Below are 20,417 nucleotides of genomic sequence, written 5' to 3'. Positions count from 1 at the left end.
ATGAACCGCAATATTAGCTTGCTACAACGGGTGGCGGCCGCGCGTGATACGGCGTCTCCGTCGCGCCGCACGATCCTAGCTGCGATCGTAGAGGATCCAGATCGCGTCTTGAGGGAAAACTTCAAGCAACTGGCGGAATACACGGGAAGCTCGGTCCCAACAATCATGCGAATATGCCGGGATCTCGGTTTTGCGGGTCTGCGTGAGTTCAAATTGGCGCTTGCACAGGAATTGGCAATTGGGGCTTCGCCTTTACACCGACGCGTTAGCATCGACGACAGCGCCACCGATGTTGTCAATAACGTTGTTAGAAGCGCATCCGCATCGGTTGCGGGGGTCCGCAATCAAATAGATCTGGATACGCTCGCAGCGGCCGCGCAAGCTATTGCCGTTTCGCCCCACATCGACATCGTCGGCGTGGGAAACACGTCATGGTTCATGGCAAGCGATCTCCAGGCGCGATTGTTCCGTCTCGGCTTGTCTGCATCCGCATGGGCAGACTACCATTTGCAGCAGGTAGCAGCAGGAGCTCAACAACGAGGAGGAGTGGTCATCGCCATATCGTACGTCGGCGGCATGCCGACGTTGATTGATGCTGTCGACATCGCCCGCGCTCAGGGAGCCCGCCTCGTCGCACTTACACGACCCAACACTGCGCTTGCGAAGCGAGCAGATTGGCTGTTGGGGTTAACAGTGCCGGACGATTCAGTCATGCATGTCGGCATTGACGTGTACCTTGTTCACCTCACGGTCATCGAAATTCTTACTGTTCTCGTTGCCCAGTTCGTTGGCGAGCCCGCAGTTCAGCGCCTACGCGGAGTGCGTGAAGCACTCCGGCGCCAAGGCGTAGATACGCGATCCCATCCATTGCAGAGTTGGGAGAACGGCGAAACAGAGTCTTGAGATCAAGATAGGTAAAACAGTTTCTAGAATCAAAACTCAACGCACGTAAGAGAAATATGAAGCATCCTGCAATGGATAGTATGGCATCAGAAGCATCAAGAGAAACCGAGGCCATATTGCTTGAAAAAGGTCGAATTGTCGATGGCAGCGGCGAGGAATCTTGGATTGGTGACGTCCTCATCGTCGGTGATCGCATACAGGCGGTCGGACTTGATTTACGCAATGAGCTACCGTCAGGCGTGAAAAAAGATAGGGTCGGTTTTGTCAACTGCGAAGGATTGGTTGTCGCGCCGGGATTTATCGACGCCCATACCCATGACGATGCGATTGTTCTGCACCACCCGGCGTATCTTGCGAAGGTTTCTCAAGGTATAACTACAGTGATCACCGGCAATTGTGGGATATCGCTTGTCCCTTATAAGACCGAAGTGGCTCAGGCTTCTCTGACGCTGCTTGGTCCGGGATCATTTGCATACCCCACCATGGCGGCATACAGAGAAGCGGTGACCGAAGCGAAGCCCTCATTGAACGTAGCAGCGCTTGTGGGTCACACGACGTTGCGATACGCCGTGATGGATGACCTCGAGCGTGCCGCAACGGCTGAAGAGCGCATCCGCATGGCCCAACTTCTTGACGAATGTCTTGCGGATGGCGCACATGGTTTGTCATCTGGGCTTTTCTATGCCGAGGCGATGCCTGCACCAGCCTCCGAAGTCACCGCTCTCGCGCATGTGGTAGCACGCCACGGCGGCGTCTATGCCACCCATATGCGAACTGAGATGGACGCAATTCTCGAGGCGATGCACGAAGCGAGCGACTGTGCGTTTGAAGCAGGAATTCCGCTAATCATCTCCCATCATAAGTGCGCGGGCCCATCGCAGTGGGGTAGGTCCAAGGAGACATTGCCACTAATCGATCGTTTGGCAGAGCGTCAGCAACTAGCGTTCGACGTATATCCTTACGTCGCTGGCTCGACAGTGCTACGAGAGGATTTGGTCGACGGTGTCATCGATGTGATGCTTACTTGGAGCGATCCACATCCTGAATGCGCGGGACGCTTGTTGTCGGATATCGCAGCCGATTGGAACGTCGATCAGAAAACTGCCTGCCTGAGACTGCAACCCGGGGGGGCAAGCTACTTCCAGATGAATGAGGAAGACGTGGCGAGAATTGTCTCGCACCCACGCGCGATGATCGGCAGCGATGGTCTGCCACACGACAGACATCCTCATCCCCGTCTATGGGGTACTTTTCCACGGGTTTTTTCGCACTATTGGCGTGAGCGGAAGCTGTTTTCTCTAGAGCAAGCAGTGCACAAGATGACAGGGCTAACCGCCCGCAACTTTCGCATCGAAGAGCGCGGCGTTCTTCGTGGCGGCGCTTATGCCGACATCTGCATATTCGACTCCTCACGCATAGCCGATATCGCGACTTATGCCGACCCGGAGCGACTAAGTGTCGGTGTCGTGGCGGTATACGTAAACGGGCAGCTTACGTACGAAGAGGGAGGAAAAATACTCGCTAGCAGGGGACGGATGTTAACGCGCGGGAATTCGTCGAGGCAGAAATGAGATGGGCCCGTCGGTTTTTCTACTGGCGGTATCAGGCTTCAGCCTTCTCAAATCGGCATGACGACGATGTTATTTGCGAGCGGTCTTCAAGGACGATAGTCAACCTCGTCACGCCGGCGCTTCGGATGCTTCGTGTGCGATAGTCGCTGCCGTGATGCGCTGGCGAATCGGCGCGCAAGACTAGCATGCGTTCGTCGCCCTGCATTTCGATAATCTCCATGACGGACGGCAGCGCCGCATCTACCTCGCGAATGCCGCCGTTTCTGCGGGTCTCGGCGAAAAGCGTGCGCACGGCGCCGACGCCGCGCGGATGGCGTGGTTGCCGTTGATGACGATGCCGACCCTGGGCAGCGCGGCGATGTCGGCCTCGGTCAGTTGAGCGTACGGGGTCGGCATCAGCACCAGCGACACCTTGCCGGGCCAGGACTTTAGGAAGGCCAGGATCTCGTCGGGCGTCTTCTGCCTGGAACGGATCAGTGTCGCGTTGGCGCCGGCCTCCTCGTAAGCGTGGCCGTGCCGCACGGCTCACTGCTGGCCCAGGCCGGCGATCAGCGAAGCTCTCTAGGCACGCGCGGCGGCTGTCTCCGCGATCTTGCCCTGGATCTCCTCCACGCGGACCAGCTCGTGCCGGCAATCGGTCCTCGGGCTGGTGTCCTTCGGAAAGGTCTTGTCCTCCGTCACGACGGCCGAGGCACCAGCCGCTTCCTACTGCGGCACGACATAGTGGACGTTCACCGCAGTGCCGAAGCCGGTGTCGATGTCCGCGATCAACGGGATGTCAGTGGAAGCGATGGCCCGCATCATCTCGACGTGCGTGGACATTGACAGGATGTTGGCGTCGGGGACGGCGTAGCTGACGACAGCGCGAAGCCGCAGTCCCAGATCCAGGCGAAGCCGGCCTGTTTGCCCAATTTTCGTCACAAGGAAACTATGGGCGGCCATAGCGGCGAATGGCCTACCGCTCAGTGGCCTGACGTCGACGAGTGATCGCATCGCCGCGCAGGAAGACCAGGCTGTAAGCGATAGGTCATCCCATCTTGACCGAGGGCAGGCGCACGCGGCTAGACTCCCGCCAACGTTTGCGGAGTCTAGTCCCCCGGCGACGGCTTTCGCTGAAGGTGGGTTGACTCGCCGCTCGCCCTCATCTCGAGAGAAGAAGCGCCACGCGAAATGTAAGATTTCATGCTCGTCCGTGCAGGGCTTCTGGCCGGCGCATCAAGCCGGGCAGATCAGAGGGTCTCGAGCCCGCGCCTACGGCCGCGAAAGTAGGTCAGATCAAGGTGCCAAGCAGCACCAGGAGCGCAATCACGACAAGGATTGCTGCCATAGGCGAGCGAAGTCGCGCTTTGTCACCGCCCGCGCGACATGTGCGACGACTGGTATTTTCGGGAGACGGGTCCGGCGTCTCGGCTGCCTGCCCCGGCGCAGCGACGGATGTCCGAGACGCGATCAATGTTTGGAAGCCGGTGCCCCGGCAGGCACTGCAGGCCACAAGGCCGTCCGCGAAGCACGAAGGGCAAGGAATCTCTTCGCCTCGATAGGTAAGGTAGAGGCCGCTCCCGTTGCAGCTCACGCAGGGCACCTTCCCAACCGTACATGCCGAACAAGGGCACAGAGCAGCGGTGTAGTTCCGAGCGGGTGGTACAGCGTCAGATGGCACGGGGATCCTAGAACTCGGATTACTTGACAATACGCGCCACGACCCGGAAAGTATGACACGGTATCGGGTAAAAACTACTCGGCCTTGAATCTTGGCGCCTATAGCCATCAAATGCTTTTGCTCTCGCCGCACCAACTTACCGCAGAGACTTGAAGACGGTAAGCCGCGTTGGACGCAGCTGTAAGGGTCAGGAAGTGGGCATTGTGCCAATCGTCCTCTGAATATGGAAACTTGGACGGTGGTATCCGCAGCCAGCAACCATGTCGTTCAGATCTGGCGAATTGCTCAAGGTACGACTGGCTGAGCAATCCGTACGAAACCCGTCCTGAGCTCGTGCGAGAGCCTCAGAGGGCCTTGGCCTCCAAGCGTGCCAAGTCGGCGACAAATACGGCGAGCGTCTGTTTCATCGTGTCCAGTAAGGCTGTAGCGGGGCCTACTTGGTCCCCATCGGGGTCCATTCGAGCAACCCGTGCGGCCTGCTCGTCAACGAGGCGAGAACCGTCCACGACGTGGCGTCGGGCGAGCTGCAAGGGTGTTTCAGTTTCAGGCATTGTTCCCTCCGAACGGAATAGCCGTGAGCGTCCAGTCATCCCATCTTGAGTTTCGGAAAGAGGTATAGGAGTCTCGAATCCACTTAACTCTAGGTGGATTCGTGGTGAGCGTCCAGTCATCCCATCTTGAGTTTCGGAAAGAGGTATAGGAGTCTCGAATCCACTTAACTCTAGGTGGATTCGTGAACACTATGCCTGCAGCTTTTGAGGGGGGCCGCCGTCGGCGCCGCCACAGCGAAGAGTTCAAGGCGGATGCGGTGGCTGCCTGCATGCAGCCTGGCATGTCGATGGCCGCAGTGGCGATGGCCCATGGCATCAACGCCAATCTGCTCCGGCGATGGGTGCACGAGGCGGAGATGAAGCCAGCGAGCGACGCCGTGCGCGCGCAGGTCGATGATGGAGCCAAGGCGCAAGAGCCCAAGACCGTCTTCGTCCCGGTTAGCTTACCGACGTCGGCACCGACGCCATCTGCGCAGGCCCCAGACATTCGCATCGAACTGCGACGTGGACCGACGACGGTCACGGTGACCTGGCCGGGCGGCGCGGCCAGCGAGTGCGCGGCCTGGATGCGCGAGTTGCTTCGATGATCCGCATCGACGCGATGTGGCTGGCGGCCGAACCCATCGATATGCGCGCTGGCGCCGAGCGCCTGTTGGCGCGCGTCGTGCAAGTCTTCGGCGCAGCGCAGGCGCACCATGGCTATCTGTTCGCGAACGCCCGCGGCACGCGCGTCAAGCTGCTGGTGCACGACGGCTTCGGCGTGTGGTGCGCGGCGCGCCGGCTCAACGCGGGGCGCTTCGTCTGGCCGGGCACGAGCGACGCAGCGCCCTTGCTGTCGCTCACACCTGCGCAGTTCGATGCCTTGGTCCTGGGCCTGCCGTGGCAGCGTCTGCCCGAACTGAGCGCCATCACGCGGGCCTGAGGGCTTAACGCCCAGGCCGCGTGCCCCGCGTTGACAGTGCATGTGCCGATGGCTCCATCGGCACGCTCTGGCACCATGCACAGCATGCTTGGCGCGCGCGCTCTTCCTTCTGCGATTCCATCCGAGCTGTCCGCAGAGACAGCCGCGCTGATTGCCCAGCTACGCCAGCGCCTGCAAGACCAGGACAAGCAGCTTGCCGAGCGCGACGCGCTGCTACAGCGCAAGGACCGTGAGATCGCGCTGCGCGAGGCCAAGATCGAGAAGATCACCTTCGAGCTGGCCAGGCTCAAGCGCTGGAAGTTCGGCGCCAAGTCCGAGGCCATGAATGCCGAGCAGCGCCGCCTGTTCGAGGAGACGCTGGCCGAGGACGAGGCGGGCCTGCGTGAGCAGCTCGAGCGGCTGCGGCGTGAAGCCGCCACGGCCGCAGCCGGCGCAGCTGCCTCGGACACGGCGACCAAGGCGCCCCCGCGCCGGCCGCGCCGCAACCCGTTCCCCGATCACTTGCGCCGTGTGGAACACCACCATGAGCCCGAGCGCACCGACTGCCTGGAGCCCGGCTGCGGGCGCCCAATGACGCGCATCGGCCAGGAGGTCAGCGAGCGCCTGGACATCGTGCCTGCCGAGTTCTTCGTACATCGCCACATCTACGGCAAGTGGGCCTGCCGCTGCTGCCAGGTGCTGCGCCAGGCGCCCAGCGTGGCAGAGGTCATCGAAGGCGGTATCGCTGCCAGTGGCTTCGTCGCACACACGCTGATCAGTCGCTTCGTGGACCACATGCCCTACTACCGGCAAGCGACCATCAACGCCCGCAGCGGCGTGCACACACCGCGCTCCACGCTGGCATCCATCACCGGCCAGGCCGGTGCGGCGCTGGAGCCGCTGCACGAGGCGCACAGGCGCTTCATCCTCAGCTGTGCAGTGCTGCACGCCGATGAGACCCCAGTGGCCCTGCTGGACCCGGGTGCGGGCAAGACGCGCCGAGCCTACATCTGGGCCTACGCCAGAAGCTGGCACGACAAGGTGCCTGGTGTGATCTACCAGTTCTGCCCGGGACGCGGAGCGCAGTACCCGTTGGAATTCCTGGGAGGCCAGGATCGATACGGCAAGCGATGGTCGGGCACGTTGCTGACCGACCGCTACAGCGCCTACGAGACTGTGGTCGATCCGCGGCTGTATCCGGACCGCTTGGGCGCAGCCTGCGCCGCGCACGCGCGCCGCAACTTCGAAGAGCTGACGCACGACGGCACCAGCGTGGTGGGCCTGGAGGCGGTGCGTCGCTTCGCGCGCATCTACGGGGTCGAGGCACAGCTCAAAGAGCTCAGCGATGACGAGCGCCGGGCGCAGCGCCAGCGGCTTGCCAAGCCGCTGTGGGAAGAGCTCAAACACTGGCTACAACTGGAGCGCCGGCTGGTAGCCGACGGCGGCCCGACGGCCAAGGCCATCGACTACGCGCTGGGGCATTGGGCCGCGCTGACGCGGCACTTGGACGACGGCGCGGTCGCCATCGACAACAACCACCTGGAGCGCCAAATCAAGCCGTGGGCGATGGGACGCAAGGCATGGATGTTCGTGGGCAGCGAACTGGCTGGCCAGCGCGCGGCCATCGTGATGAGCCTGGTGCAGTCGGCGCGCATGAACGGGCGCGATCCCTGGGCCTACCTGCGCGACGTGCTGCAGCGCCTGCCGACGCAGCGCAGCAGTCGGATCGAGGAACTGCTGCCACACCGATGGCAGCCAGAATCCAGCGCGGCACCATGACCTTGCTCACACAGGCTGTGATGGTTCGGGCGAACATCGACGTCGACCGCATGAGCGCGCAGCAGAGGGTTGAGCTGGCTGACGAAATCTACGTCCAGCAACCGAACCTGCTGGCCTCCATCCTCGTGTTGCCTCGCTACGGAGTCGACATGCTGCAGCTTGAGGTCCCGATCTATGTTCTGCTGGTCGCCTTCCAGGCCATGAAGCACTGCGGGCACGCCTTGCCGACAATCTCTGAAGACGTCCAGGAAACCTGTTTGCAGCGGCTGACTGCGACGATGAGGTTCACCGAGGGCGTGCCGCCAGACCTCGTCGAGCAGATGATCACGAAGTCCTGCGTCGAACACCCCGAGCGCTACCTGCTGGCGTTCGTGTACGGCTACCTCAGCGAGCACGACCTGCTGGCCGTGAGAACCGACGCCGAGAAATACCTGCTGCTGGCCTGCCTCAATCTCGTGCAGTGCGTTGCCTACGTCGGAGCGCAGCTACAGTCCAAGTGACACGCGTGCGGCCGGTCAAGATGGGATGACTGGACGCTCACGAATAGCCGGACAGTATGCGCCCGAAGCCGGCGTGCTCAGCAAACCGGATAACAGTTGTGTGGAAGCAGATCGTCAATGCGGCTGTTCGATGGCGCTGGCAGCCTGGTCAGGACATCGTTGAGGTAAGCCCAAGGATCATGCCCTTGAAGCTTTGCTGACTAGATCGAACTCACAACGATCGCGGCTCGCTTGCCGGCGAGCGCTGCGTCCCGGCCCGGCGCTCATTCCCCTGTCGAGGGCCTTGTCTTGTCGCGCACCAACGTACCGCGCCAACTTCGTTCATGCTGGCCGCCCTGCGCCTTACAAGGAACGCGATCGGGGACTCCGCGTGCGCTCCAGGCAGAAATCATAGATCACGCCCGGCACCCGCTCGAGGGCTCCCCGAGCGTAGGCCCAAACGTAGGCCTTCTGGTCTTGCCCCGACCCGGGTCGAGCAGAGCCGCTGGCGTCTCGTCGGCATGCAGCACACGGGCGGAGAACACGAAGCGCTTGTGCGCGTCGCGGAGCGGCTCCAGTGCCGCACCCACCCGGGCCGGACCACGCTACCAGCGTCGAGCGCGGGGTGTGCAGGCCCGAACGCACGTTGTTGACCTCTTGGCGGTAGCAAAGCAGGTGATCCACGAAGCGGCTGAGCAGGGTGTGCGCTACCAGCGCCTGCGGCGGGTATGCCACCGTCGATGACCTGCGGCTCGACAGCTTCCTGCGCCAAGCGTTGGCAGCAGCGGCAGGCCCACTTGCCGTAGACGTGGGGGTGCACGAAGAACTCGGCCGGCACGATGTTCCGCTTCTCGCGTGTCCTCCACGTAAGAAATGCCGCGTACTGCTGAGCACATTCACTATTTTCAGCGCAGGAAACAACCTCGGCGTCCATACCTGGACACGCAGGAACGCCTCACAGAGCCTTCAGGGCTGCCAGTCTTGGAGAAAGCTCCGTAGCAGCTGCAAGATATCAGCAGTGCGGCTATCACTCATGCGTGTGACGGGGCCCGACACCGAGATGGCCCCGATCGTTTGAGGCGATACGACCGCGATGCACCTCAGACCAGCAACTAGCTCTTCATCATCCACCGCAAAACCCTGGTGCGCAACTACGGCCAATTCATCTAGCAGTTTCGCTCTCGAAACAATGGTCTTGGACGTGAACTGCTCGAGCTTGGAAGGTAGAAGGTTGCGCACCTCTTCTCTCGACTTGAGGGCCAGCATCACCTTTCCTACGGCTGTGGCGTGCGCCGGGCCACGCCAGCCTACGTAGCTGTTCATCCGGATCGGATGCGGTGAATCCAGCTTTGCAACATACACAACCTTGGTACCTTCAAGTTCTGCGAAGTGCGTCGTTTCGCCGGTTTTCGTGACAAGCTCTTGAAGTGCACCAGCCATCGCTATTTGCATCCCCTGCGGCGACCCTGCGGCCGCACCGAGCTCCATAAGGCGTCTCGTGAGACGGTACTTCGTCTCGGCCCTACCAACGATTCCATGGGCAATCAACGTGCGCAGAATGCGCAAGGCACTGGCCCTCGGGATCCCGACACTTCTGCTCAGTTCATTGAGGCCTTGCACCGGCTGGGCGCTGAACGCCTCGAGCATGCGAACCGCCTGACTGACGGTGTGCACCAACACCTTGCCATCTTCCCCCATTGCTGTTTCGGTTTCATTAGGCATAATCGCGCTCCTCAAGTCCAACAATGATACCACAAGTTCAATATAGATACCATGCTCAAACAGTTTCAAGCCGCCGTTGTCCAATCGGCAGCGATAGCGTTCGACAATGAAAAAACGATGCGCCGGATGAGGAGCCAGGCGGAGCATGCCAAGAGCAAGGGCGCCACCCTTGTGGTCTTCCCTGAGGCGATGCTTGGTACCTACCCGAAAGGAAGCACCTTCGGCGCCTACGTGGGAGGAAGAACCCAAGCGGGAAGAGACGAGTTCCTTCGCTATCACCAAAATGCCATTGACGTTCCCGGTCCGTACGTCGAGGAACTGGCAGCACTGGCACGCGATTTGGGCATCTTTCTAGTTACAGGCGTCATCGAAAGATCCGGCGGGACGCTGTACTGCACAGTCGTCTCTTTCGACAATCAAGGGATTTTCCTTGGAAAGCACAGAAAACTGATGCCCACCGGCAGCGAGCGGACAATCTGGGGGTTCGGGGACGGTTCTACGATGCCTGTCTATCCCACACCCATTGGCAAGCTAGGGGCTGTGATTTGTTGGGAGAACTACATGCCCTTACTGCGTACGGCGATGTACTCGAAGGGGATCGAACTCTATTGCGCCCCGACTCTAGACGGACGCGATTCATGGCCGGCGTCCATGCAGCACATCGCCATCGAAGGTCGCTGCTTCGTATTTAGTGCAAATCAGTATGCAACCGCAACCGACTATCCCGAAGGCTACCTGAACGCCGCATCGGCGGATCCTGCCCAGCCGTTGAGCCGAGGGGGAAGTTGCATCGTTGACCCGTTTGGAAATTTCCTTGCAGGTCCAAATTTCGAGGATGAAACCGTACTTCTTGCGAACATCGACCTCAACGATACCGTTCGGGGAAAGTACGACCTTGATGTCACGGGTCACTACGCGCGACCGGACGTGTTTCAGCTCTTTGTCAATGAACGCGCGCAGGAAGTCGTCACTACCAATCGAGGGCCTTTCGCATGAGCGCCCTCTCGATCGGATGGAAAAAGAGGATCAGCGAAGCGCATTCGCAGATCGAGAAATTTATCCTCTGCACGCCATGCATTGACCTACCACTCGGCTTCTTGGGCTCTCCCTATCGTTTGACCTTGAAGCTGGAGCATTTGCAGTACACCGGATCCTTCAAGCCACGAGGAGTATTCAATAGACTCAGTGGGGCTGAAATCCCCCCAGCTGGATTGATATGTGCCTCCGGGGGAAATCACGGCGCTGCACTTGCATACGCCGCGCGGACATTGCGAGTTCCGTGCGAAGTATTCGTGCCTAAGGTGACGTCGCAGTTCAAACGAGACCGATTGCTTTCGTACGGCGCCAGGGTGATCGAGGAAGGAGATGTATTTGTCGAGGCGTTGCAGGCGTCGGAGCGTCGGCGCGAACAGACTGGCGCGATGTCAATACACGCCTTTGACCACGTGCAGACTTTGGCTGGGCAGGGAACTATTGCCAAGGAAATCGAGGAACAAATTGGCGTACCTGACGCTGTGGTCCTGGCAGTCGGCGGTGGCGGGCTTCTGGGTGGTATTTCCGGCTGGTTCGGGCGCGATACGGCAGTTGTGGGAGCAGAACCAGAGTTGTGTGCGACTTTCAATGCGGCTATGGCTGCAGGACGCCCTGTAACGGTATCCACGGGCGGCATAGCGGCCGATGCGCTTGGGTGTCGGGAACTAGGCCTCGAGCCCTATCGCGTGGTGAGCGAAAGTGCCGCAACAAGTTTGCTCGTTTCAGAGGCCGCGATCCTCGACGCACAACGTTCACTGTGGGAGGAGCTACGAATGGTGGTGGAGCCCGCTGCAGCAGTACCACTGGCAGCTGTGCGAAGCGGCCGACTGGGGCTGACACCTGGCGCGCATGTCTGCCTGATCATTTGCGGCGCAAATGTCGCTCCGTCTTCCGTGGCAGGGTAGTCAACGCATCGCAGTGGAGGAGCATTCCCCGGAGCGCAAGGAGAGAAGATTCCTCAGCAATGGGCGCCATCAGGAATAGCCCACTCTAAATGTGTCGGAGACATATGGATCATTTTTTACAGCAGATCATCAACGGTCTGGTTCTCGGCAGCATGTACGCCTTGATAGCCTTGGGCTACACCATGGTGTACGGCATCATCAATCTGATCAATTTCGCGCACGGTGAAGTGCTCATGGTGGGGGCGCTCACGAGCTGGTCCATCATCGGGCTCATGCAGTCGTCGATGCCCGGCACGCCGGGCTGGCTGATATTGATCATCGCGCTGGTCATCGCGTGCGTCGTCGCCGCCACGCTGAACTTCGTGATCGAGAAGGTCGCCTACCGGCCGCTGCGCAACTCGCCCAAGCTCGCACCGCTGATCACCGCCATCGGCATGTCGATCCTGCTGCAGACGCTGGCGATGATCATCTGGAAGCCCACCAACAAGGCCTACCCGACCCTGCTGCCCTCGGACCCCATCCACATCGCCGGCGCCGTCATCTCGCCGACGCAGGTGATGATCCTCGGCGTCACCGCGGTCTCGCTGGCCATCCTCATGTGGCTGGTCAATTACACGAAGCTCGGCCGCGCGATGCGCGCCACCGCCGAGAACCCGCGCGTGGCCGCGCTGATGGGCATCCGCCCCGACATGGTCATCTCGGCCACCTTCATCATCGGTGCCGTGCTCGCGGCCATCGCGGGCGTCATGTACGCCTCCAACTACGGCATCGCGCAGCACGCCATGGGCTTTTTGCCCGGCCTCAAGGCCTTCACCGCGGCCGTGTTCGGCGGCATCGGCAACCTCGCGGGCGCGGTCGTCGGCGGCCTGCTGCTGGGGCTCATCGAAGCCATCGGCTCGGGCTACATCGGCACCCTCACCGGTGGCGTGCTCGGCAGCAACTACAGCGACATCTTCGCGTTCATCGTGCTGATCGTGATGCTCACGCTGCGCCCGGCCGGCCTGCTCGGCGAACGCGTGGCCGATCGCGCCTGAAGGAGCTTGCCATCATGAAGAACAGCAAGAACCTCGCGCTCTACCTGGTCGGCGTCATCGCCGTGCTCGCGCTGCCGCTGCTGCTGCAAAGCCAGGGCAACGCCTGGGTGCGCATCGCCGACATCGCACTGCTCTACGTGCTGCTCGCACTGGGCCTGAACATCGTGGTCGGCTACGCCGGCCTGCTCGACCTGGGCTACGTCGCCTTCTTCGCGGTCGGCGCCTACCTCTACGCCCTCATGGGCTCGGGCCACCTGTCGGAGACCTTCGAGTGGTTCAAGGCCACCTTCCCGAACGGCCTGCACACCTCGCTGCTGATCGTGATACCGCTGGCCTTCGTGTTCGCGGCGCTGCTCGGCGTGCTGCTGGGGGCGCCCACGCTGAAGCTGCGCGGCGACTACCTCGCGATCGTCACGCTGGGCTTCGGTGAAATCATCCGCGTGTTCCTGAACAACCTCGACCAGCCGATCAACATCACGAACGGTCCCAAGGGCATCACCTCGATCGACTCGATCAAGTTCTGGGGCCTGGACCTGGGCAAGGCCTGGAAGTTCGACGGCTTCACCATCTCCTCGGTCACGCTGTACTACTACCTGTTCCTCGCACTGGTGGTGGTCACCATCGTGATCTCGCACCGCCTGCAGGTCTCGCGCATCGGCCGCGCCTGGATGGCGATCCGCGAGGACGAGATCGCCGCCAAGGCGATGGGCATCAACACCCGCAACATGAAGCTGCTGGCCTTCGGCATGGGCGCGAGCTTCGGCGGCGTGTCGGGTTCCATGTTCGCGGCCTTCCAGGGCTTCGTCTCGCCCGAGTCGTTCAGCCTCATGGAGTCGGTGATGATCGTCGCCATGGTCGTGCTCGGCGGCATCGGCCACCTGCCCGGCGTGATCCTGGGTGCCGTGCTGCTGGCGGCCCTGCCCGAGGTGCTGCGCTATGTCGCCGGCCCGCTGCAGGCGCTGACCGACGGGCGCCTCGACGCTTCCATCCTGCGCCAGCTGTTCATCGCGCTGGCCATGATCGTCATCATGCTGGTGCGCCCGCGCGGCCTGTGGCCCTCGCCCGAGCACGGCAAGACGCTCCAGCGCAAGGGCGGCGTGCCGGTCGATCCGGCCCATGCCGCCGTGGCGCCGGGCTCGCTGCAGACCCACGCACCGGGCGTCGACACCCCGGCCGACGAGCTGCCCGGTGCGGCCTCGCGTCCCATGTCGATCAATCCGTGAGCGAGGAGACGCATCCCATGAGCAAGGCAGACACCATCCTCGACGTTCGCGGCATCTCCAAGCGCTTCGGCGGCCTGCAGGCCCTGTCCGACGTCGGCATCACCATCCAGCGCGGCCAGGTCTATGGCCTGATCGGCCCTAACGGCGCCGGCAAGACCACCTTCTTCAACGTCATCACCGGGCTCTACACGCCCGACAGCGGCAGCTTCGAGCTCGCCGGCAAGCCCTACCAGCCCACGGCCGTGCACGAGGTGGCCAAGGCCGGCATCGCGCGCACCTTCCAGAACATCCGCCTGTTCGCCGAGATGACGGCGCTCGAGAACGTGATGGTCGGTCGCCACATCCGCACCCGCTCCGGCGTGGTCGGCGCGATGCTGCGCACCAGTTCCTTCAAGGCCGAAGAGAAAGCCATTGCGCAACGCGCGCAGGAACTGCTCGACTACGTGGGCATCGGCAAGTTCGCCGACTACAAGGCGCGCACCCTGAGCTACGGCGACCAGCGCCGCCTGGAGATCGCGCGCGCCCTGGCCACCGACCCGCAGCTCATCGCGCTGGACGAGCCCGCGGCCGGCATGAACATGACCGAGAAGGTCCAGCTGCGCGAGCTGATCGACCGCATCCGCCGCGACGACCGCACGATCCTGATCATCGAGCACGACGTGAAGCTGATCATGGGCCTGTGCGATCGCGTCACGGTGCTCGACTACGGCAAGCAGATCGCCGAAGGCACGCCGGCGGACGTACAGAAGAACGAAAAGGTGATCGAGGCTTACCTCGGCACCGGAGGACATTGAGATGAGCGCAGCAGTGCAAACCCAAGAGGAAGTCGCGGCGGGCGCTTCGCAGCGCAAGGCCGCTGGCAAGGTGTTGCTCAAGGTCAGCGGCCTGAAGGTGGGCTACGGCGGCATCCAGGCCGTCAAGGGCGTGGACTTCGAGGTGCGCGAGGGCGAGCTGGTCTCGCTGATCGGCTCCAACGGCGCCGGCAAGACCACCACCATGAAGGCAATCACCGGCACGCTGCCCGCGGGCGCGGGCGACATCGAGTTCCTGGGCCGCAGCATCAAGGGCCGCGGCGCCTGGGACCTGGTGGGCGAGGGCCTGGTGATGGTGCCCGAGGGCCGCGGCGTGTTCACGCGCATGACGATCACCGAGAACCTGCAGATCGGCGCCTACATCCGCAAGGACAAGGCCGGCATCGCGAGCGACATGGAGCGCGTGTTCGTGACCTTCCCGCGGCTGCGCGAGCGCAAGGACCAGTTGGCCGGCACCATGTCGGGCGGCGAGCAGCAGATGCTGGCCATGGGCCGCGCGCTGATGGCGCGTCCCAAGGTGCTGCTGCTGGACGAACCCACCATGGGCCTGTCGCCGATCATGTGCGACAAGATCTTCGAGGTGGTGCAGGCCGTGGCCGCGCAGGGCGTGACCATCCTGCTGGTCGAGCAGAACGCCAATCGCGCGCTGCAGCTGGCCGACCGCGGCTACGTGATGGAGTCGGGCCTGATCACCATGTCGGGCGATGCCAAGGGGCTGCTGAGCGATCCGAAGGTGCGTGCGGCGTACCTGGGTGAATGATAGATGCGCAATTCGATTGCACTTGCCTGCGTCGCATCCAATATGACACGCAAGCGACCCGAACATTCCGAATGACTGGAACGCACCTGAAGCCAGGTTCTTGCGGTGCCGATCGCTGACGACATCCTGTCAACCGAGCGACGGGGAATTGAACCAGCCAGCGATAGCCCCGCAAAACTCAGCTATTTCCAGGTCCCTTGACAGTCACATGAATGCCTACGAACGAATGAGGAGGCTCGGTATTGTCCCGCCTCCTCCACCATCTCCCATGCCCGCATTTGTTCCCTTCGTACTGGCCGGAAGCCTGATATTTTTATCCGGACATTTTGCGAAGAGGAAAGGAGCTCCCTGGACCGGCCAAATCGGCTCGGACTTGGACACCGCCGAAGGGGACTTGGCCGCACGCTCGGTTGCAGTCGACTTGGTCTACACACTGCATGAGGCTACAGGAGACCTCAATAGAATAGCACGCATCGTCAAGATCGCGGGCTATGTCAACTCGGCTCCAGATTTCCTGGAACACCAAGTCGTGATCAATGGCGCAAGCGAAATCCTCGAAGAAATCTTGGCCTGCAAGGGTCCGCATACATGCAGCACTTTCGGCGTGCAGCAACTCCCCATGGGAGCGTGTGTCGAGATTGAGTTGGTTGCAGAGCTGATCTGAAATTCAGACACCCGAGCCCCGGGGGGGCTGAAACAACGGGCCGTTTAACGCGAGCCGCTCGTTCCAGCAGTGACTGTCGGAGAGGCGGTCTGGCGCCGTGGAGCTGAAACTGGTCCCTACACCAGCTGCAATCGCAATCTGCTAGACGACTTGACATATCGACCAACTAGTAGATAGACTAAAAATATGGACGTACCCGAACTCTCCCCCAAGGCAGCCGAAATCGCTGCGTGCGCGCAGGCGCTCTTGGCAACCAAGGGGTACAACGGCTTCAGCTATGCCGACATTTCGGAGGCAGTGCACATCAGCAAGGCGAGCATTCATCATCATTTCCCCAGCAAGTCCGAGCTCGTACAAACGGTACTACGGCGGTATCGTAAGCAGGGCCGCGTTGGCTTGGCAGCTTTGACCAAGCAGGTCCCCGACCCACTTGCTCGAATTCATGCGTACACCGGCTACTGGGAGACGTGCATCCGCGACGGAAGTGCCCCTTTTTGCATCTGTGCGATGCTCGGTTCGGAGCTCCCTGCGATCCCCCAAGAAGTTGCCGATGAGGTCAGGGGGCATTTTTTCGACCTCACAGGGTGGTTGGCGGACGTCTTGAAGGAAGGTGCCGCCCGCGGGATTTTCAAACTTCGAAGTGACGCGGAGTCCGAGGCCATGGCCCTCATGGCCACGGTGCACGGGGGGATGTTGGCGGCCCGGGTGTACGGCGACGCCGATGCGTTCGCAACCGTGGTGCAGCAAGGCGTGAAGCAGTTGCTGGCGCCGGCCGCTCAACACTGATCAGCACGCGCTGCCAGGGGTTCCCCCTTTTTTTGTACAACCCGACTATCAACTAGTAGATAGGTTTCACCTGGTCCGGAAGCCTCTGCGGCGCAGCCTCCGATACCTTCAATGACGCGCCCTTAAACGCAACGCCTTGTCGCAATGGAGATCCACATGCAATTCCCAAAGACTTTCAAGCTTCTCGCCGTCGGCGCAACCAGTGTGTTGATCGCCGTGAGTGCATTGACGACGGCCCTTGCCGCAGGTCCCGCAGACCAGGTACGCGTACGCGGCACCGTGGTCTCCCTGACCGGCGATCGCCTGCAGGTCAATTCTCGCGAAGGAAAAGCGGTGACCATCACGCTCAAGGCTGGCTGGAAAGCGTCGGCGGTAGCGAAGGCCAGCATCAGTGACATCAAGCCGGGAGACTTCGTGGGCATCGCCTCGCTTCCGAAATCGGAGGGTGGAGATGGCGCCTTGGAAGTTCTGATCCTGCCGCCCCAGCTCAAGGGCATGGGCGAAGGCAGCTATGGGTGGGACCTCAAGCCCAACAGCACCATGACGAATGCCACCGTCGCCGATGCCGTCAAATCCGTCAACGGAAGCACCGTGACGGTGAACTATCACGGCAAAGAAAAGAAGATCTCGATTCCTGAAGGAACGCCGATCGTTACCTTGATCCCGGCTACGCCCGAGGATGTCAAGCCAGGTGCGGTCGTCTTCGTCCCCTCGGAAAAAGGCCCCGATGCGGGGCTGTCGGCCGGCCAGTTGATCGTGGGCAAGGACGGCGTCGTTCCGCCGATGTAAGGAGCCCCGCGCTGGCCGACCTTGTTGGGTGGCCAGCAGATCTCTTATGACCGATTCATCTCCCCTCCCCTCTCCCGCGGCGACGCAGAGCCGTGAGCCTCGACGCTTCATGCACCGCCATTCCGCGACTGTTCGCATGACGCATTGGCTTAACGCGTTGTGCCTCTCGTTTCTGCTGCTGAGCGGATTGCAAATCTTCAATGCGCATCCGCGGCTGTATTGGGGAAAGTACGGCGCGGATTCCGATGCCGCCTTCATCGCAATCGATAGTAGGCAGACGGTAAGCGCGCCTCGAGGATTTCTCCAGGTCGGCCCGATGCAACTTGACACCACCGGCTTCCTAGGCGTTTCGAACGAAAACGGGAGTAACACCGCAAGAGCCTTTCCCGCTTGGCTCACCATTCCCTCCTACCACGATCTCGGAGCCGGCAGGCGCTGGCATTTCTTCTTCGCGTGGCTGCTTGTACTCAACGGCTTGATCTACCTGGCCCATGGTCTATGGCGCGGGCATTTCCGCCGTGATCTTCTGCCGAGCAAAGCCCAGCTTGCCCCACGCCACTTGTGGCAGGAGATTCTCGACCATGCCGCTCTACGCTTCGCACGCGGTGAAACGGCACGGCGATACAACGCGCTCCAAAAGCTCAGCTACATCGCGGTGGTGTTTGGCTTGCTTCCACTGATGGTGCTGACGGGGCTGACGATGTCACCCGGCCTCGATGCCGCCTTCCACGTCCTACCCGACTCATTTGGCGGGCGCCCCTCCGCTCGAACCATTCACTTCATTACTGCATTCTTGCTAGTGTCTTTTGTCGCCGTGCATGTCGCAATGGTGATCGCTTCGGGTCTCTGGAACAACCTGCGCTCCATGTTGACTGGTCGGTACGCCATTGCCGAGGATGGATTGAAAAAATGACACGACTCCCTTCGCGCCGAAATTTCCTGATGGGGTTGGCCTCCGGAGCAGGTGCTTTTGCATTGAGCGGCTGCGACCGCCTGGCTGAAGACACAGGTGTGGACGCTGTGCTTCGTCATACCGAAAAGCTGACGCTGGCGAGCCAGAGAGTTCTTGTTTCCAGAAAAGCACTGGCACGAGAATATGCGGAAGCAGACATCTCGCCTGTGTTTCGCGCCAACGGCACTCAGATGCCAGACTCGACTGAGTACGCCCGCCTCCTCGAAGGAGAGTTCAAGGACTGGCGGCTTCAGGTAGACGGCTTGGTTCGACGCCCTGGAAGCCTGTCTCTCGCCGAGTTGAAACGTTTGCCCTCACGAACTCAGATCACGCGCCACGACTGCGTCGAAGGATGGAGCGCCATTGGCAAGTGGGAGGGCGTACCTCTTGCGTACGTCCTGGACGCCGCAGGCCTAAAACCGGGAGCTCGCTATGTGGTGCTCCACTGTGCGGACGACCTGGAAAAAGCGCTTGACGGCAGCGGTCGATATTACGAAAGCATTGACCTGATCGATGCCTATCACCCTCAGACGATCTTGGCCTATGGCATGAACGGCGAAAATCTACCTGTTGCGCATGGCGCGCCCCTCAGGTTAAGGGTAGAACGCCAACTGGGCTACAAGCATGCGAAGTACCTGATGCGCATCGAGGTTGTGGACTCGTACGGAGCTCTGTATGGTGGCAAAGGAGGATTTTGGGAGGACCGCGGCTATGAATGGTACGCTGGAATTTGACTTTCAGTCCCCTTCAATAACACGCATCGGCGATTGCTCGTATTCGAGATCCTGCCGCCGCACTACCCTATCCAAGCTCAACACGATGAAGCCTAAGGCGCTCATCTAATCTCTCCATTGAAAGCACTATCGAAATGAACCCAACCGCATTCCAATCCTTGACGTCCACACCACAAAACCACTGGCTGAAGCGCTACTATTTTGCAAGGGCCGCATTCTCTGTGGCTTGGGTTGCAGCTGCGTTCACCATCGGCAAGCAATCCTCGATGGCTGCCGCGCTGCTCCTCGTGATTTATCCGGCATGGGACGCGGTCGCCACCTTGGCTGATGCTCAGCGCAGCGGCGGGCTGCGGAACAATCCCACCCAAAAGACCAATGTTGCCGTCAGTGCCCTTGCGACTGTGGCCGTCGCGATCACCCTCGGATGGAGCATGTATGCCGTCCTCGGCGTATTCGGTGCTTGGGCTATATTCTCCGGGGCTCTTCAACTAGCCACCGCAGCGCATCGATGGAAGTCGTATGGCGCCCAGTGGCCCATGATTCTTAGTGGCGCGCAATCCATGCTTGCAGGCGGCTTCCTCATCTATCAGGCCGATGGGACGAAGTCACCCTCCATTGCTGATGTTGCCCCTTATGCCGCCTTCGGTGCGTTCTACTTTCTGATCTCGGCGATCTCCCTTGCGATCTCGGACGCACGGCGAAAGTGAACCACTCAAGCTGCATGGTGTCGTGCCTGCTACCCCGTGCTGCCTCGTGCTACCCCGTGCTGCCTCGTGCTGCCCCGTGCTGCCCCGTGCTGCCACGAATCTCGCGTCAAGATGCGCGAGAGGCGGCGTATCAGGTACGACGTAGATTGCAGAAGGTCGACCGGTGGCGTGAAGTTTTCATTAATCTGAAATGACCGCCGAACCACTTCACCTACCTTCCTTGCATGGCGGAAAGGCACTCCCTCCGCGGTCGCTACCGAGCTACTCGAATCCGTCAACACCCAGATATCGCCTCACTCACCTCGATGGTGGCTCCAGCATAGGGAAATCCAGCGCAGACTTCCTCTCCTTGCTGCAAGAATTGGAACAAGCTTCCCTCACGTCCGACCCACCTTGTGTCTCAGTAACACACGCTTGCGAGTGGTGCATCTCCATCTGTTGCGACGGATACGT

20 protein-coding genes and 2 pseudogenes are annotated in these 20,417 nt (G+C 61.1%); 18 read left to right on the top strand and 4 right to left on the bottom strand.

What is annotated here, in order from left to right; all coding sequences use genetic code 11:
* Together INQ48_42925 and INQ48_42920 are read left to right on the top strand one after the other, a co-directional pair.
* A complete protein-coding gene (locus INQ48_42925) occupies positions 1 to 903 on the top strand; it encodes a MurR/RpiR family transcriptional regulator (GenBank protein ID QRF63386.1) in 903 nt (300 codons plus the stop codon).
* A gap of 80 nt (positions 904 to 983) precedes the next feature.
* Entirely contained in the window at positions 984 to 2,474 is a 1,491-nt protein-coding gene (locus tag INQ48_42920) for a D-aminoacylase (GenBank protein QRF63431.1), read from the top strand.
* Between the two features lie 31 nt (positions 2,475 to 2,505).
* Here INQ48_42920 and INQ48_42915 read toward each other — a convergent pair.
* A pseudogene (locus tag INQ48_42915) lies at positions 2,506 to 3,296 on the bottom strand (isocitrate lyase/phosphoenolpyruvate mutase family protein).
* 1,580 nt (positions 3,297 to 4,876) lie between these two features.
* Here INQ48_42915 and INQ48_42910 point away from each other — a divergent pair.
* The 4 genes from INQ48_42910 to INQ48_42895 all read left to right on the top strand — a co-directional run bounded on the left by INQ48_42910 (position 4,877) and on the right by INQ48_42895 (position 7,865).
* Positions 4,877 to 5,272 carry a transposase gene (locus INQ48_42910; protein QRF63430.1) on the top strand — a complete coding sequence of 132 codons (396 nt, stop codon included), beginning with the start codon at positions 4,877 to 4,879 and terminating at the stop codon, positions 5,270 to 5,272.
* Entirely contained in the window at positions 5,269 to 5,607 is a 339-nt protein-coding gene (gene tnpB, locus INQ48_42905; protein ID QRF63385.1) for an IS66 family insertion sequence element accessory protein TnpB, read from the top strand. Before INQ48_42910 ends, tnpB begins: the two co-directional genes overlap by 4 nt.
* 84 nt (positions 5,608 to 5,691) lie before the next feature.
* On the top strand, positions 5,692 to 7,365 hold the full coding sequence (locus tag INQ48_42900; GenBank protein QRF63429.1) for an IS66 family transposase: 1,674 nt from the start codon (positions 5,692 to 5,694) through the stop codon (positions 7,363 to 7,365).
* Positions 7,362 to 7,865 (top strand): hypothetical protein, encoded by a 504-nt coding sequence (locus INQ48_42895; protein ID QRF63428.1) that lies wholly within the window; start codon positions 7,362 to 7,364, stop codon positions 7,863 to 7,865. The genes INQ48_42900 and INQ48_42895 overlap by 4 nt, the downstream gene beginning before the upstream one ends.
* Positions 7,866 to 7,942: 77 nt before the next feature.
* Here INQ48_42895 and INQ48_42890 read toward each other — a convergent pair.
* The 3 genes and pseudogenes from INQ48_42890 to INQ48_42880 all read right to left on the bottom strand — a co-directional run bounded on the left by INQ48_42890 (position 7,943) and on the right by INQ48_42880 (position 9,650).
* Positions 7,943 to 8,107: pseudogene (locus tag INQ48_42890) on the bottom strand (transposase domain-containing protein).
* Positions 8,108 to 8,207: 100 nt separating this feature from the next.
* On the bottom strand, positions 8,208 to 8,579 hold the full coding sequence (locus tag INQ48_42885) for a transposase (protein ID QRF63384.1): 372 nt from the start codon (positions 8,577 to 8,579) through the stop codon (positions 8,208 to 8,210).
* A gap of 231 nt (positions 8,580 to 8,810) precedes the next feature.
* Positions 8,811 to 9,650, bottom strand: coding sequence for an IclR family transcriptional regulator (locus INQ48_42880; GenBank protein QRF63383.1), 840 nt, complete (start codon positions 9,648 to 9,650; stop codon positions 8,811 to 8,813).
* Between INQ48_42880 and INQ48_42875 the strand changes: the two genes are divergently transcribed.
* From INQ48_42875 to INQ48_42820, 12 genes are all read left to right on the top strand, one after another.
* Positions 9,618 to 10,562: a nitrilase gene (locus INQ48_42875; protein ID QRF63382.1), complete on the top strand. Its 945-nt coding sequence runs from the start codon at positions 9,618 to 9,620 to the stop codon at positions 10,560 to 10,562. The two genes, INQ48_42880 and INQ48_42875, sit on opposite strands and share 33 nt — an antisense overlap.
* Positions 10,559 to 11,503, top strand: coding sequence for a serine/threonine dehydratase (locus INQ48_42870; protein QRF63381.1), 945 nt, complete (start codon positions 10,559 to 10,561; stop codon positions 11,501 to 11,503). Before INQ48_42875 ends, INQ48_42870 begins: the two co-directional genes overlap by 4 nt.
* A 104-nt stretch (positions 11,504 to 11,607) precedes the next feature.
* Positions 11,608 to 12,537, top strand: coding sequence for a branched-chain amino acid ABC transporter permease (locus INQ48_42865; GenBank protein ID QRF63380.1), 930 nt, complete (start codon positions 11,608 to 11,610; stop codon positions 12,535 to 12,537).
* Between the two features lie 14 nt (positions 12,538 to 12,551).
* Positions 12,552 to 13,760 carry an ABC transporter ATP-binding protein gene (locus INQ48_42860; protein QRF63379.1) on the top strand — a complete coding sequence of 403 codons (1,209 nt, stop codon included), beginning with the start codon at positions 12,552 to 12,554 and terminating at the stop codon, positions 13,758 to 13,760.
* A 17-nt stretch (positions 13,761 to 13,777) separates the two neighbouring features.
* Positions 13,778 to 14,554, top strand: coding sequence for an ABC transporter ATP-binding protein (locus INQ48_42855; GenBank protein QRF63378.1), 777 nt, complete (start codon positions 13,778 to 13,780; stop codon positions 14,552 to 14,554).
* Positions 14,555 to 14,567: 13 nt separating this feature from the next.
* The gene (locus tag INQ48_42850) at positions 14,568 to 15,332 is read left to right on the top strand and encodes an ABC transporter ATP-binding protein (GenBank protein ID QRF63427.1); all 765 of its coding nucleotides are present in this window, start codon (positions 14,568 to 14,570) and stop codon (positions 15,330 to 15,332) included.
* A gap of 208 nt (positions 15,333 to 15,540) precedes the next feature.
* Positions 15,541 to 15,996: a RidA family protein gene (locus INQ48_42845; GenBank protein ID QRF63377.1), complete on the top strand. Its 456-nt coding sequence runs from the start codon at positions 15,541 to 15,543 to the stop codon at positions 15,994 to 15,996.
* Positions 15,997 to 16,182: 186 nt separating this feature from the next.
* A complete protein-coding gene (locus INQ48_42840) occupies positions 16,183 to 16,782 on the top strand; it encodes a TetR/AcrR family transcriptional regulator (GenBank protein QRF63376.1) in 600 nt (199 codons plus the stop codon).
* A 156-nt stretch (positions 16,783 to 16,938) separates the two neighbouring features.
* Positions 16,939 to 17,571 (top strand): hypothetical protein, encoded by a 633-nt coding sequence (locus INQ48_42835; protein QRF63375.1) that lies wholly within the window; start codon positions 16,939 to 16,941, stop codon positions 17,569 to 17,571.
* Positions 17,572 to 17,617: 46 nt separating this feature from the next.
* Entirely contained in the window at positions 17,618 to 18,484 is an 867-nt protein-coding gene (locus tag INQ48_42830) for a cytochrome b/b6 domain-containing protein (GenBank protein ID QRF63374.1), read from the top strand.
* Positions 18,481 to 19,257 (top strand): molybdopterin-binding protein, encoded by a 777-nt coding sequence (locus INQ48_42825; protein ID QRF63373.1) that lies wholly within the window; start codon positions 18,481 to 18,483, stop codon positions 19,255 to 19,257. The genes INQ48_42830 and INQ48_42825 overlap by 4 nt, the downstream gene beginning before the upstream one ends.
* Before the next feature lie 134 nt (positions 19,258 to 19,391).
* Complete coding sequence (locus tag INQ48_42820) at positions 19,392 to 19,964, top strand: DUF308 domain-containing protein (GenBank protein QRF63372.1); 573 nt, start codon at positions 19,392 to 19,394, stop codon at positions 19,962 to 19,964.
* Positions 19,965 to 20,417 lie beyond the last annotated feature (453 nt).

The sequence above is a fragment of the Variovorax paradoxus genome, from assembly GCA_016806145.1.
Taxonomy (GTDB): Bacteria; Pseudomonadota; Gammaproteobacteria; order Burkholderiales; family Burkholderiaceae_C; genus Variovorax.
Note: the sequence above shows the minus strand (reverse complement) of the source record. Positions and strands in the feature narration are given on the sequence as shown.

Bases quoted from the DNA above. Each gene is read 5' to 3' on its own strand.
- INQ48_42925 (QRF63386.1), top strand. From the start codon at position 1: ATGAACCGCAATATTAGCTTGCTACAACGGGTGGCGGCCGCGCGTGAT.
- INQ48_42920 (QRF63431.1), top strand. From the start codon at position 984: ATGGCATCAGAAGCATCAAGAGAAACCGAGGCCATATTGCTTGAAAAA.
- INQ48_42910 (QRF63430.1), top strand. From the start codon at position 4,877: ATGCCTGCAGCTTTTGAGGGGGGCCGCCGTCGGCGCCGCCACAGCGAA.
- tnpB (QRF63385.1), top strand. From the start codon at position 5,269: ATGATCCGCATCGACGCGATGTGGCTGGCGGCCGAACCCATCGATATG.
- INQ48_42900 (QRF63429.1), top strand. From the start codon at position 5,692: ATGCTTGGCGCGCGCGCTCTTCCTTCTGCGATTCCATCCGAGCTGTCC.
- INQ48_42895 (QRF63428.1), top strand. From the start codon at position 7,362: ATGACCTTGCTCACACAGGCTGTGATGGTTCGGGCGAACATCGACGTC.
- INQ48_42875 (QRF63382.1), top strand. From the start codon at position 9,618: ATGCTCAAACAGTTTCAAGCCGCCGTTGTCCAATCGGCAGCGATAGCG.
- INQ48_42870 (QRF63381.1), top strand. From the start codon at position 10,559: ATGAGCGCCCTCTCGATCGGATGGAAAAAGAGGATCAGCGAAGCGCAT.
- INQ48_42865 (QRF63380.1), top strand. From the start codon at position 11,608: ATGGATCATTTTTTACAGCAGATCATCAACGGTCTGGTTCTCGGCAGC.
- INQ48_42860 (QRF63379.1), top strand. From the start codon at position 12,552: ATGAAGAACAGCAAGAACCTCGCGCTCTACCTGGTCGGCGTCATCGCC.
- INQ48_42855 (QRF63378.1), top strand. From the start codon at position 13,778: ATGAGCAAGGCAGACACCATCCTCGACGTTCGCGGCATCTCCAAGCGC.
- INQ48_42845 (QRF63377.1), top strand. From the start codon at position 15,541: ATGAATGCCTACGAACGAATGAGGAGGCTCGGTATTGTCCCGCCTCCT.
- INQ48_42840 (QRF63376.1), top strand. From the start codon at position 16,183: ATGGACGTACCCGAACTCTCCCCCAAGGCAGCCGAAATCGCTGCGTGC.
- INQ48_42835 (QRF63375.1), top strand. From the start codon at position 16,939: ATGCAATTCCCAAAGACTTTCAAGCTTCTCGCCGTCGGCGCAACCAGT.
- INQ48_42830 (QRF63374.1), top strand. From the start codon at position 17,618: ATGACCGATTCATCTCCCCTCCCCTCTCCCGCGGCGACGCAGAGCCGT.
- INQ48_42825 (QRF63373.1), top strand. From the start codon at position 18,481: ATGACACGACTCCCTTCGCGCCGAAATTTCCTGATGGGGTTGGCCTCC.
- INQ48_42820 (QRF63372.1), top strand. From the start codon at position 19,392: ATGAACCCAACCGCATTCCAATCCTTGACGTCCACACCACAAAACCAC.